Below are 12,999 nucleotides of genomic sequence, written 5' to 3'. Positions count from 1 at the left end.
CCGCCTGCGGTGGAAGTATCGGAAGGTGCCCGAGCAGACCGCGCCCAGCGCCCAGACGATCTCGTATCCCGCCGCTGACGCACGCAGCTCGCGCGCCGCCGTGGAGAAGGCCGATCCGCACGTCATCGTGCTGTTCGGAGCCACCGGCGACCTGGCCCGTCGCAAGCTGTTGCCCGGCATGGCCCACCTGGCGACGTCGGAGCTGGCGCCCGCCATCCGGGTCGTGGGCACCTCGCTCGAGGAGATGACCGACGAGCAGTTCCGTGAGTTCGCCCGCACGGCCGTCGACGAGTTCGCCACCCACCCGCTCACGCCGGAGCAGTGGGAGAAGTTCGACGACAACCTCGTCTACATCCCCCAGTCGGCCGGCCCCGGGCCCCTGGCTGAGGCGGTCAAGCGCGCCGAGGAGTCGCTCGGCCCGGACGCCCAGCGGCTGCACTACCTGTCGGTCCCGCCCAAGGCGGCCGTCGCGGTGATCACGATGCTGCGGGACGCCGACCTCGTGGCGCGCTCACGGGTGGTGATGGAGAAGCCCTTCGGCACCGACCTCGCGAGCGCCATCGCCCTCAACAACACCGTCCACGAGACGTTCGACGAGAGCCAGGTCTTCCGGATCGACCACTTCCTCGGCAAGGAGGCGGCGCAGAACATCCTGGCCTTCCGGTTCGCCAACGGGCTGTTCGAGCCGATCTGGAACCGCAACTTCATCGACCACGTCCAGATCGACATCCCCGAGACCCTCGGGCTGGACGAGCGGGCCAACTTCTACGAGGCGACCGGCGCCTACAAGGACATGGTGGTCACCCACCTGTTCCAGGTCCTGGCGTTCGTGGCCATGGAACCGCCGACCGCCCTGGAGCCGCGGGCCATCTCGGAGGAGAAGAACAAGGTCTTCCGGTCGCTGATGCCGATCGACCCTTCGGACGTCGTGCGCGGCCAGTTCGCCGGCTACACCGGGCTCGACGGGGTCGCCCCCGACTCCGACACCGAGACGTTCATCGCGCTCAAGGCCGGGATCGACAACTGGCGCTGGGCGGGCGTGCCGTTCTACCTGCGCACCGGCAAGAAGATGGCCGACGGCGCGCGCATCATCTCGATCGCGTTCAAGGAGGCGCCGCGCTCGATGTTCCCGGCGAACTCCGGCGTGGGGTCGGCCGGGCCTGACCACCTGACCTTCGACCTGGCCGACGAGTCCAAGGTGTCGCTGTCGTTCTACGGCAAGCGCCCCGGGCCCGGCATGCGCCTGGAGAAGCTCTCGATGCAGTTCTCCACGCGCGAGACCGAGCGGGCCGGCGACGTCCTCGAGGCCTACGAGCGACTGATCCTCGACGCGATGCGGGGCGACCACACGCTGTTCACGACGGCCGAGGGCATCGAGTCGCTGTGGGAGCGCTCGCAGCCATTGCTGGCCGACCCACCCGAGGCCAAGCCCTACCCCGTCGGCAGCTGGGGTCCGAACGCGATCCACCAGCTGATCGCTCCCCACGCCTGGCGACTGCCCTTCGAACGCGTCTGGCGCGAGAAGAAGTAGCCCCCGGCTACCTCCCCTTTATCGGGTTTAGGGACTTTGTTGCGCTTCACCCGAGAACGGTTGTCGGGTGAAGCGCAACCTTCCCCCTAAACCCGATAAAGGTGCGCGCACGGGCCAAGGGTGCGTCGGGTCAGGGGTGAGTCGGGTCAGGTGCCGCGCAGGGAGTGCAGCCAGGCGCGGGCATCGCCGAAGGCCGCGTCGCTGGTGTGCGGCGTGACGTGCACCGCGGTGCCGTGGGCGGCAGGGTAGCTGCCGAGGAACCGCACGTCCGCGCAGACCCGCTTGAGCCCGAGCAGTGCCTCGCCGACCCGCTCGTCGAGGACGTGCCCCTCGATGTCGATGGAGAAGCAGTAGTCGCCCATCGACGACTTCGTGGGTCGGGACTCGAGCCGCGACATGTTGATGCCGCGCACGGCGAACTGTTCCAGCAGCTCCAACAGCCCGCCGGCGTGGTCGTCGCGCTGGAACAGCACCAACGTCGTCTTGTCGGCGCCGGTGCGTTCGGGCAGCTGCCCGGGGCGGGCGACCGAGACGAACCGCGTCACCGCCGCGGCGTTGTCACCAATGTCCTCGGCCAGCACCTCGAGGCCGTGGTTGGCCGCGGCGATCGGGGCACACACCGCCGCCTGGTATGCCGCGCGCTCGCCGTCGCTGCCCGCCAGGCCGGCGGCGGCGGCTGCCGTCGACAACGTGGGGACGTAGACCGCGTCGGGAAGGGTGGATCCCATCCAGCCGCGTACCTGGGCCCAGGCGTGGCTGTGGGTGCCGACGGCGCGGACCTGGCCGAGCGGCATACCCGCGGGGGCGGCGAGCACGAAGGTGATGGGGACGAGGACCTCGCCCACCACCACCAGCGGGTCACCGCTGGCCAGGGCGTCGAGGGTGGCGCTCACGCCTCCCTCGACGGAGTTCTCGATCGGCACCATGGCGGCGTCGATGTCGCCGGCGCGCAGGGCACCCAGGGCGGCCTCGACCGATGGGAGGGCGACGTGTTCCTGGCCCGCCGCCGGAGCCCACGCGTTCAACGCCATCTGGGTGAAGGTGCCCGCGGGGCCGAAGTAGCCGTGTCTGGTCACTGGTGGGGTCCTGGTCTGGTCACTGGTGGGGTCCTGGTCTGGTCACGGAGGGTCACGGAGGTCAGGCTCCTGGGGATCCGGTGCGGGCGGCCGCGAGGGCCTGCTGCTCCTCGGGCGTCAGGGTCGCGTCGGAGCCGCCGCCGACGATGCCCTTGGCATAGGTGCGGGACTCGCCGCGGGCGTGGATCGAGGAGAAGACCAGCCCGTCACCCTGGTCGTCGATGACCGCGGCACTGAAGGACAGCCGACCACCCATGTCGCCGAACGCGTCGTAGCGGACCACGGCGACGTGTCGCAGCGCCTGGGCGATGTCGGCGCGCAGGGCGGCGAGGTCGCCGCTGCCGACGGGGCGCTGGCCCTCGATCACGCGCAGCCGGGCCCGCACCCTGCCCAGGCGGACCACGGCGACCAGTGCGACGACCACCGCGACGACGGCAGCCACGAGGGCTGCCGTGGCGAGGATCTGGGGGTCGGACACCCCGTCAGCGTATTGGGGGGGCGCGGATACAGTCGACGCGATATGGATTTCGACCTCGCCACCATGGCCATCGTGTTCGGCTCGATCTTTCTGGTCGAGCTGCCCGACAAGACCTTCATCGCGACGCTCGTGCTGGCCACCCGGTTCCGGCCGCTGTACGTCTGGATCGGGGTGTCCCTGGCGTTCCTCGTCCAGACCGCCGTGGCCGTCACCGTCGGGGGGCTGCTGGCCCAGCTGCCCAAGCGACCGGTCGAGATCTTCGCGGCAGTCATGTTCCTCGTCGGCGGCATCATCCTGATCCGGGGCGCGGCCAAGGCCGACGAGGAGGAGGCCGAGACCGAGGAGGAGTTCGCCCACAAGGGTGCGGCGACCGCGGTCGGCCTCAAGGCGATCGGGGTGTCCTTCGGGGTGCTGTTCCTCGCCGAGTGGGGCGACCTGTCACAGCTGCTGACGGCTTCGATGGTGTTGCAGTTCAAGGAACCCCTGTCGGTCTTCATCGGTGCGTTCCTCGCGCTGGCCGCGGTGTCCGGACTCGCAGCCGTCCTCGGACGAGCCCTGCTCGCCAGGGTCAGGCTCGCCACGATCCGGCGCATCGGTGGCGGGGTCTGCCTCCTGCTGGCGGCACTGACGGTGCTCCAGATCCTCGAGGTCATCACCGTCTGACCGCAGCAACCCTCAGCCCTCTGCCGGACGCAACGGCAGCCGCACCACGACGACCGCGCCACCGTCTCGCGACTCCAGGGAGATGTCGCCGCCGTGGCGCTCCACGACGATCCGACGGGAGATGTCGAGGCCGAGCCCGGTGCCCTTGCCGACTTCCTTGGTGGTGAAGAAGGGTTCGAACGCATGGTCGGCCACCTCATCGGGGATGCCGGGTCCGTCGTCGGCGATCTCCACGACGACCCCGTCCTCGATGCCCCGGACCGCGATCCGCAGGGTGCCACTGCCCTCCATGGCATCCACCGCGTTGTCGATCACGTTGGTCCAGACTTGGTTGAGCTCGCCGGGGATCGCCTCGACGACGGGGAGGTCGGCTGCGTAGTCGCGGACCACGGTGACCCCACCCCGCAGCTTGTGCCCGAGCATGACGAGGGTGCTCTCCAGGCCCTCGGTGACGTCGGTCGGCTGCACGAGCGCCCGGTCGAGCTGGGAGTAGGAGCGGACCGCCGCGACCAGCTCCGAGACGCGGTGGGTCGCCTCGCGGATCTCGCCCAGCAGCCCCACCACGGTGAGCGAGCTCGCGATCCACTCCAGGCCGGGTTCGAGCTGGCCGGGGTGCAGTCCCGCTGCGGCCAGCTCGAAGAGGTCGACGCCGGTTCCGGCCGCCGCGAACGGCGGGGCGATCACCCAGTCGCGCTCGACATCGTGGGCGACGAGCCATTCGGCCAGCTCCTCCTCGCGGTCGGCGACACCGAGGGCGTCGAGCTCCTGCGCTGCCGGGGCGATGCCTCGGCGCAGGGTGTCGAGCGCGACGAACTGCTCTGCGGTCATGGAGTTCTCACCCAGCCGTCGCAGCGAGGCCAGCAGCGCCTCGGTGGCCTGGTCGAGGGCGTCGACGGCACGGGTCGCGGCCGAAGCCGGGTTGTTGATCTCGTGGGCGAGCCCGGCAGCGAGCGTGCCCAGGGCGACCAACGACTCGCGCTGGCGAGCCTTGGCCTCGATGCTGCGCACCGTGTTGACCAGTCCCGAGATGAGGTGGACGCCGAACGGAAACCACTCCCGCGCGACGTCCCCGAGTGCCTCCGCCGGAACGCGCAGCAGCCGCCCGGGCACGACGCCGCGGGCGGTGGCCATGTAGACGCCGTGGGCGTCCCAGGCCTGGAAGCCACCAGCCCACTGGCCCGGCGAGCTCATCACCCCCAGCTCGGTCTCCTGCTGCCCGACCCGACGCACGAGGCTGAGCGACCCTTCGAGGAGCACCCACCAGAAGTCGGCCGGCGTCCCTTCGCGGAAGGGCACGTCACCGGTCTCGAAGGTCCACTCCCTGCCCGCGGTCCAGAGCCGCTCGAGCTGCTCGTCGTCGAGTCCGTCGAACAGCGCGAGGCCCCTCAGCTCACCGGCGCCCATCAGCCTCCGCTCCCCACGTCGTCCCCCCCATGTCGCCCACTCACGTCGTCGCCAGGAAGCGGTGGACGAGATAGACCGCCATGCCGCCCTCACCCACCGCGGAAGCCACCCGCTTCATCGAGTCGAGGCGCACGTCCCCCGCCGCGAACACGCCGGGGATGCTGGTCTCCAGGGCGTAGGGCGGACGGTCCGCCGACCAGGACGGACGGCCCGGACGGCCCTGACCCACCAGCAGGTCCTGGCCGGTCACGATGAACCCGTGGTCGTCGCGAACCACCTCGTCCCCCAACCAGTCGGTGCGTGGCATCGCTCCGATGAAGATGAACAGCGACGAGGTCTCGACCTCCTCGGTCGCCCCGGTCGCCCGGTCGCGCAGCGTCAGGGACTCCAGGTGCCCGTCGCCGGCCGCAGCCACCACCTCGCACCCCACCCGCACCTCGATGCTGGTGCAGGCCCGGATCCGCGCGACGAGGTACTGCGACATGGTGAGCTCGAGGCCGGCGCCGCGGACCAGCATCACCACCTTCTTGGCGTACCTCGCGAGGTTCAGTGCTGCCTGGCCCGCAGAGTTCGCGGCCCCGACGAGATAGACCTCCTCGCCCTCGCACTGGGCCGCCTCGCTGGCCGACGCCCCGTAGTGGACCCCGCGAGCACCCAGCCCCTCCAGGCCCGCCGCCTCGAGTCGGCGGTAGGACACGCCGGTCGCGATGACCACGGCCCGCGCCTCCAGCTCGTCGGCGCCGTCGATGACGACTGCGTGCACCGGACCCTTTGTCCGCAGTCCCACCGCCTCGCGTGCGACCACCATCTCGGCGCCGAACCTGGCCACCTGCGCCACGGCCCGGTGGGTCAGGTCCGCCCCCGACAGACCCTTGGGAAAGCCGAGGTAGTTCTCGATCGAGGCGCTCTGTCCCGCCTGCCCGCCAGGTGCGTCGCGCTCGACCACCACCGTGCGCAGTCCCTCGGACGACGCGTAGACGGCTGCAGCCAGTCCAGCCGGGCCGCCACCCACGATGCAGAGGTCGTAGAGGGGGGCATCGGCCAGCGTGTGCAGGCCCAGGGCGTCTGCGAGCTCCCGGTTGCTCGGGCTGCGCAGCGGCTCGCCGTCCGGGACGAGCACGAGGGGCAGGTCGGAGGCCTGGGCGCCGGCAAGCTCGGCCAGCTCACGGGCGCCGTCGTCTCTCTCGACGTCGAGCCAGCGGTACGGCACGTGGTTGTGCGCGAGGAAGGTCTTGACCTCTTGGCTGCGGTCGGACCAGCGGTGGCCCACCACCCGGACCTGGGCGGCGTCGTCACGGTGGGTGTCCCGCCAGTCCCCGAGCAGGTCCTCGACCACGGGGAAGAACTTGTCCTGCGGCGGGTCCCACGGCTTGAGCATGTAGTAGTCGAGCCCGATGTCGTTGATCGCCCGGATGGCGACGTCCGTGTCCGCATAGGCAGTCAGCAGCAGCAGCTTGGTGTCCGCACTCAGGCCGCGCACCTGCTCGAGGAGCTCGATCCCGGTCATCCGCGGCATTCGCTGGTCCGACACCACGAGCGCGATCGAACGCCCTCTCAACGTGAACTCGGTCAGCAGCTCCAGCGCGCCCGCCCCCGACGTGGCACCGACCACCCGGTAGTCGGCGCCGAAGCGGTCCCGCAGGTCGCGCGTGATGGCCTTGGACACGACGGGGTCGTCGTCGACGGCCAGGATCGTCGGTTTGGCCACGGGTCACTCCGTCCCGGGTCGCCCGGCCCGGCGCTGCACCCGGGGCGGCGGTCCGCTGCTCGGAGGCTACCTGTACCCGACGGAGCCGCGCCATGGTCCAGCACCCCTGCCGACCGCCCCGGCCGGAACGGAGTCAGACCACGACGTTGACGGGCGCGCCCGCCGCGAAGGCCAGCACCTGGTCGACCGCCGCGTCGTAGAGCCGCGAGAGCGCGTCCCACTCGACGTACCCGAGGTGCGGGGTCGCGGTCACGTTCGCGAGGGCCAGCAACGGATCGGCGGCGCCGAGCACCGGTTCGACCTCGAACACGTCGACGGCGGCCCGCCCGGGACGCCCAGCCTCCAACGCCGACACCAGCGCTCCGGGGGCGACGATCGAGGCCCGCGAGGTGTTCACGAACAGCGCGTCGGGCCTCATCAGGGCAAGATCCGCAGCCGTCACGATCCCGGTCGTCTCGGCGGTGAGCGGCAGGTGCACGCTCAGCACGTCGCACTCGGTGAAGAAGGCGGCGCGACTGGTCGCCGCGGCATACCCGGCGTGGCTCGCCCGGGAGAGCGAACCCTGACGTCCCCACACGAGCACGCGCATCCCGAAGGCGCGCCCGACCTCGGCCACGAGGCTGCCGATGCGCCCGAAGCCATAGACACCAAGGGTTTTCGCGTGCAGGCCCGTGCCCACCGAAGCCTGCCACTGCCCGGCGCGCAGCCGCTGCACCTCGTCGGGCAGGTGCCGCAGGGCAGCCAGGATGAGCGCCCAGGTCAGCTCTGCGGTCGCCTGGGGCCCTCCGGCCCCTCCCGCCGAGACCGTGATCCCACGCTCGGCGCAGGCAGCGACATCGAGGTGGCCGGTGTTGCGTCCCGTCTGGCTGAGCAGCCGCACCGTGGTGAGCCGCTCGACCACGGCGCGAGGAACGGCGGTCCGCTGCTGCAGCAGGATGACCGCGTCGAAACCGTCGAGCCGTTCGGCCAGCGCCTCCCCGGTCACCGAGTCGGGGAACGCCACCACCTCGTGGCCCTCGAGCCGCCGCGCCGCCTGCAGCCGCGCGAACGCCCCCGCGTAGTCGTCGAGGACCGCGACCCTCACGGCGCCGCCTCGGCGCGCTCCACGACCTCCGAGCCCTGGGTATGCCGCGTGGCCGGCTTGGTGTGGAGCGCCCACCACAGCAGGGCGAGGGCGAGCAGTGAGCCGACCGTGTCGGCGTTCTGCAGGACCCGGCCGAACCAGCGCGGCTGGTCCGGGTGGCTCAGCCAGGTGATGCCCCACCACGGCAACCGGCACAGGAAGAAGCCCGTCACCACCGCGGCGGCGAGGAGGCGGCGGCGGTCGCGCAGCGGGTCGGCACCCAGGACGGCGAAGATGACGACGACCATCCAGTGCAGGTGGTGGATCCACGCCACCGGCGACAGGAGCACGGCCATCAGCCCGATCGCGGCGACCTCGCTGATCGAGTCGCCCGCCAGGTAGGCGCGCCGCGCGAGCTGGAAGCCGATGAAGCCCACCACGCCGACCAGTAGCAGCCACAGGGCGTCGCCGGGCAGTCCGTGGGGCCCCAGCCGCAGCAGGAAGCCGCGGATGCTCTGGTTGGAGGTGCCGGCGTTGGGACCGAGGCGAGCGGGGTCCTGGAGCGCGCCGCCCCAGAACGCGAACGACGCCTCCGGCAGGAGCACCCACGACCCCAGCGTCACGACGACCGCGGTCACGACGGCCGTGATGGCTTCCTTCCACCGCCGGTTGACCAGGTAGTGCACGACGAAGACACCGGGCGTCAGCTTGATCGACATCGCCAGGCCGACGAGGACCCCGGCCGGGACGCGGCGCAGCAGCCCGGGACGCGGCGTGCGCAGGTCCATCAGGCAGGCCAGCACCATGAAGGCGTTCACCTGTCCGAACCGGATCCCGTCCGACACCGGGTGCAGCCACAGCATCGGGACGGTGAGCAGGGCGAGGGTCAGCGGCGCGAGGGCGCCGGTGCGGTGGATGAGGCGCCACCCGGCATACCAGACGATGGCAGCGGTAGCCGCGATCTGGGCCAGGGTCCACAGCCAGCCGATGGCACCGAAGGGCAACAACGCCAAGGGGACCGCGAGCACCGCCGCAAAGGGTGGGTAGGTGAAGGGCAGCAGCTGGGGGGCTTCGGTCATGGCCGAGTAGATGGGTCGCCCTGTGAGGATCGAGACACCCGCCTCGCGATAGACCTCGACGTCGACCTGCCACTGGTCCAGCGGCCAGAACACGAGGTAGCGGAGCACCGGTATGGACGCGCCGGCGAGGACGATCACGACCGCGAGCGTCCACCGGACGGCTGGCGACCACCCCGCCACTCGGGAGCCGACGGAGCGACCCAGGGCGCGGATCCGGTGTCCACGACGTCGGGCCACGGCGGCGGTGGGGGTCGCGGTGGTCACGCCCCCATTCTGTCCTGCACCGCGACCCGTAGCCTGTACGGGTGACCCGCCGCGCCCGACTCTCCCTCGCCGGCCTGTTTTCGATCCTCCTCGTGACCCTGCTCTCCGTGCTGTTGCCGGGCGCGACCGCCGCAGCTCAGCAGCCGTCGGCCGCCCCCGCAACCAACCCGATCATCCTGATCGGCACGGGCGGCCTCACCTGGAGCGACGTGAGTGCGAAGGGCACCCCGGCGCTCTGGTCGTTCCTGCGCGACGGGTCGACGGCGGCGCTGTCCGTGCGTTCGGTCTTCCCCAACACCTGTCCGATCGACGGCTGGCTGAGCCTGTCGGCCGGCAACCGCGCAGCCGCCCCGGGCACCGGCAAGAGCGGCGCCCGCAAGACCACCGACCCGTGCCCGCCCGTGCCCGAGGTGAGCAGCGGCGTCGTGCCCGACTGGAACAGCTACGTCAAGGCTGCCGACGCCCTCAAGTTCGACTCCACCCTCGGCACCCTCGGCGAGCAGCTCGCCTCCAACAAGCAGTGCGTGCAGGCCGTGGGGCCGGGTGCCGGGGTGGGCGCGGCCTACCTCTCCGGCGCCGTGCCGAGGTATGCCGCGTTGGAGCCCACGCAGCTGACCGGCCTGCTCTCGCGGTGCCGGGTCACACTCGTCGACGTGGGTTCGCTGCGTGACCCCACCGACCTGCCCGAGAACGAGATCGCCACCGAGGCGGGGACCCGGCAGGTGCAGGCCACCGCCATCGACAGGCGGATCGCCGAGGTGCTGGCAGCCGCACCCAGCGGGTCCGACCTGGTCGTCGCGAGCCTGTCCGACGCGGGCGCGAGCGAGCGACTGCGCCTCGTGGCGGCCAAGGGTCCGCGCTACGGCTCCGGCACCCTGTACTCCCCCTCCACCCGTCAGGACGGCCTGGTGCAGTCGGCCGACCTGACCGTGACCGCCCTGAGCGCGGCCGGGGTGCCGATCCCCGACCCCCTCGGTGGGTTCGCGCTGCGCAGGGGCCAGGAGGGCTCCAACTCCGAGGCCGCGGCGCGCGACCGGCTGCGGCACCTGCTGGACTTCGACCAGGCCAGCCACGAGGTCCACCCGCTCGTGCCTCCGTTCTTCAACGCGGTCGTGATTGCCCAGATCGCGATCTACCTGCTGACCGCGATCGTCTGGCGCCGGGACTTCGGCTCGACCGCGCTGCGGCTGCGACTGCTGCGCATCACCCGCCGGGTGGCGGTGGTCGCCGCCACCATCCCGGCCGCGACGTTCCTCGCCAACCTCCTCCCGTGGTGGCGGTTCCCAGTCCCGATGGTGGCGGCCGTCCTCAGCGTCGGCCTGTTCGTGGCCCTCATCTCGGCGGTCGCGCTGCTCGGACCGTGGGCCCGTCGCATCACCGGACCCCTGGTCGTGGTCGCCCTGGCCACCCTGCTCGTCCTCGGTGGCGACGTGATGTTCGGGTCACACCTGCAGATCTCCTCGCTGATGGGACTGCAACCCGTTGTCGGCGGCCGCTTCTACGGCATGGGCAACGTGACCTTCGCACTGTTCGGCACGGCCGCCCTGTTGCTCTGCATCGCGGTGTCCAGCCACTTCGTCCGCCGGGGGATGCCGCGGGCGGCGGCTGCCGCCGCGCTGGCCATCGGGCTGGCGGCCGTGGTCGTGGACGGCTACCCCGGGTGGGGTGCCGACGGCGGAGGTCCCCCAGCCCTCCTGCCCGGAGTGGTCTACCTCGTGCTCGCGATCCTCGGCATCAGGATGACCTGGCGCCGCGGCGCCATGCTCGCCGGCGGGACCATCGCGCTCTTCCTGCTCGTGGGCTTCCTCGACTCCCTGCGGGGCACCGAGAACCAGTCCCACCTGGGGCGGTTCTTCCAGTCGATCTTCAAGGGCACGGCAGGCGACATCATCGTGCGCAAGCTCCAGCAGAACATCGACATCCTGTTCGGCAACTACCCCCTCGCGCTGCTCGTCCCTATCGCGCTGGTGTTCGTCATCGTGATTCTGGCCCGACCGACCTCCTGGGGATCGCGGTCCCTGCAGCGCTCCTACGAGGCGGTCCCGACGCTGCGTCCTGGCCTGATCGCCCTGCTCATCACCCTGACCATCGGCTTCGCGATCAACGACTCGGGCGTGGCGATCCCGGCCAACGGCGCGATCATCGCGGTCCCGCTCATCATCGCCGTCAGCGTCAGGGTGCTGGAGGACGAGGCTCGGGGGTCGGCGACGACACGCGCCTCGCGGCGAGGGTGAGCCACCCCCACACGAGCAGCGCGGCATACGGCACCGGGGTGCGGCGCACCCACAAGGAGACGCGTTCGACGGTGGGCGTCATGCCGACCACGCGACCCGGCACGTAGGCGACCGCCATCGCGACCAGTCGCAGCAGCAGGATCACGTCCAGCACGCTGGCCGCGAGCACCGGCAGGGTCGCCCAGGTGAGCAGGTCGTACCACGGCAGCGAGTAGGGGGCCGCGACGGTGTACGCGGTGCTGAGCACGAGCGCCCAGCGCACCGCCGCACCCGTCGACGTCGCCGGCGCGAGGTGTCTGGTGAGCCGGGCGAAGACGACGACGAAGGCGAGGACTGCCAGGGTGGCCAGCCAGGTGACCACGGTGCGGGCGTGGCCGGAGGTGAGCGGGCCGCTCAGGGCTTCGTAGAGCAACCGCCACGGCGTCGCGAACGAGATCGACCGGCGAGCCCGGTCCAGCTGGTCGAACACGTGCGGGCCCGCCCACAGGTGCAGGGGGACGACGAGGACGAGGGCGGCGAGCGCGAACTGGACGGCCCGCCGGAGGAACCCGGCTCGCTCGTGGGCCCACCAGGCGAGCAGCACCGCGAGCGCCACCACGCCGTAGGTGACCTTGCAGGACACCGCGAGACCGGCGAAGGCGCCGGCGGCCCAAGGGCGACGCGCGGCCAGCACGAGGGCGGCCACGGCCAGCGCGGCGGCGACGAGGTCGACGTGGGCACCGAGCACGCCGATGCCGAAGACCAGGGGGTTGAGCGTCCACAGCGTGTCCACGCGGCGCGGGGTCGCGCCCGCGCGCAGGAGGAGGAACCGCACCGCCAGCCAGGCCAGCACGACGAGGACCTGCCAGCACCAGACCGTCTCGCGGACGTTCGCCCCGGCGACGTGGGAGGTCAGCGACTGGAGCAGGGTGGCGAACGGTCCGTAGACGCTGACCGTGTCGGTCCACGGGGGTTCGACCGCAGAGGTCACCGGGTCCAGGGCGGACCACCCGCTCGGCGGGGTGAGGTAGGGGTCTCCGCCGAGGGCGGCGATCCGGCCGTAGGCCGCGTAGTTGGTGTGGTCGGCGGAACCGAACGGACCCGTGAGCAGGGCCAGCACGGCCAGTCCGACAGGAAGCGCCCAGCCACCCTCGACGAGCCTGCGCCACCCCCCGGCGCTATCCCATGCAAAAGGCGAGTTAGCGCCGCGTCCCCCGGCGCTATCCCATGCAAAAGGCGAGTTAGCGTCGCCGCGCAGCCGCGCAGCGACTCCCAGGGCGCCGACGACGTAGGCGACCCACAGCAGGGCGGTCACCAGCGCCGGGCCGGGTGACCAGGGCAGGTCTCCGGGGGCCCAGCCGCGTGGACCCAAGGGGGGTTTCGCGGCGCTGGGCCCAGCCAGTCCCACCAGCAGGAGGAGTGCGAACGACAGGGTCAGGGCGGGCGTGGCCAGGGCGCGCATCGCCAACCGGCCCCGCAGGGACGTCGAGGCCCCACCCGCCGTCGTCATCGTCGCGCCG

At 71.6% G+C, this 12,999-nt stretch carries 10 protein-coding genes; 3 read left to right on the top strand and 7 right to left on the bottom strand.

Annotated elements, in window-relative coordinates; genetic code table 11:
* The first annotated feature begins 100 nt into the window (after nucleotides 1–100).
* Complete coding sequence (zwf, locus tag AC1DYG_RS15360; protein WP_477640835.1) at nucleotides 101–1,531, top strand: glucose-6-phosphate dehydrogenase; 1,431 nt, start codon at nucleotides 101–103, stop codon at nucleotides 1,529–1,531.
* A gap of 146 nt (nucleotides 1,532–1,677) precedes the next feature.
* Here zwf and pheA read toward each other — a convergent pair whose 3' ends face one another.
* Entirely contained in the window at nucleotides 1,678–2,607 is a 930-nt protein-coding gene (pheA, locus tag AC1DYG_RS15355) for a prephenate dehydratase (protein WP_477640738.1), read from the bottom strand.
* 61 nt (nucleotides 2,608–2,668) lie between these two features.
* On the bottom strand, nucleotides 2,669–3,085 hold the full coding sequence (locus AC1DYG_RS15350) for a DUF4446 family protein (protein WP_477640737.1): 417 nt from the start codon (nucleotides 3,083–3,085) through the stop codon (nucleotides 2,669–2,671).
* Between the two features lie 42 nt (nucleotides 3,086–3,127).
* Between AC1DYG_RS15350 and AC1DYG_RS15345 the strand changes: the two genes are divergently transcribed.
* A complete protein-coding gene (locus AC1DYG_RS15345) occupies nucleotides 3,128–3,748 on the top strand; it encodes a TMEM165/GDT1 family protein (RefSeq protein WP_477640736.1) in 621 nt (206 codons plus the stop codon).
* 12 nt (nucleotides 3,749–3,760) lie between these two features.
* Here the strand turns inward: AC1DYG_RS15345 and AC1DYG_RS15340 are convergent, their stop codons facing one another.
* The 4 genes from AC1DYG_RS15340 to AC1DYG_RS15325 form a co-directional block, all read right to left on the bottom strand.
* Entirely contained in the window at nucleotides 3,761–5,152 is a 1,392-nt protein-coding gene (locus AC1DYG_RS15340) for an ATP-binding protein (protein WP_477640735.1), read from the bottom strand.
* A 40-nt stretch (nucleotides 5,153–5,192) separates the two neighbouring features.
* Nucleotides 5,193–6,860 (bottom strand): FAD-dependent oxidoreductase, encoded by a 1,668-nt coding sequence (locus AC1DYG_RS15335; RefSeq protein WP_477640734.1) that lies wholly within the window; start codon nucleotides 6,858–6,860, stop codon nucleotides 5,193–5,195.
* A gap of 133 nt (nucleotides 6,861–6,993) precedes the next feature.
* On the bottom strand, nucleotides 6,994–7,944 hold the full coding sequence (locus AC1DYG_RS15330) for a D-2-hydroxyacid dehydrogenase family protein (RefSeq protein WP_477640732.1): 951 nt from the start codon (nucleotides 7,942–7,944) through the stop codon (nucleotides 6,994–6,996).
* Nucleotides 7,941–9,266: a glycosyltransferase 87 family protein gene (locus AC1DYG_RS15325; RefSeq protein WP_477640731.1), complete on the bottom strand. Its 1,326-nt coding sequence runs from the start codon at nucleotides 9,264–9,266 to the stop codon at nucleotides 7,941–7,943. Before AC1DYG_RS15325 ends, AC1DYG_RS15330 begins: the two co-directional genes overlap by 4 nt.
* A 41-nt stretch (nucleotides 9,267–9,307) precedes the next feature.
* On the opposite strand from AC1DYG_RS15325, the gene AC1DYG_RS15320 reads away from it, so the two are divergent.
* Complete coding sequence (locus tag AC1DYG_RS15320) at nucleotides 9,308–11,500, top strand: hypothetical protein (RefSeq protein WP_477640730.1); 2,193 nt, start codon at nucleotides 9,308–9,310, stop codon at nucleotides 11,498–11,500.
* Here the strand turns inward: AC1DYG_RS15320 and AC1DYG_RS15315 are convergent.
* The gene (locus AC1DYG_RS15315) at nucleotides 11,439–12,989 is read right to left on the bottom strand and encodes an MptA/MptB family glycosyltransferase (protein WP_477640729.1); all 1,551 of its coding nucleotides are present in this window, start codon (nucleotides 12,987–12,989) and stop codon (nucleotides 11,439–11,441) included. The genes AC1DYG_RS15320 and AC1DYG_RS15315 overlap by 62 nt on opposite strands.
* Between the last annotated feature and the right edge of the window lie 10 nt (nucleotides 12,990–12,999).

Source organism: Pedococcus sp. P1_H8, from assembly GCF_056405175.1.
The sequence above is the reverse complement of the archived record's forward strand: the minus strand, read 5'-3'. Positions and strand labels throughout refer to the sequence as shown.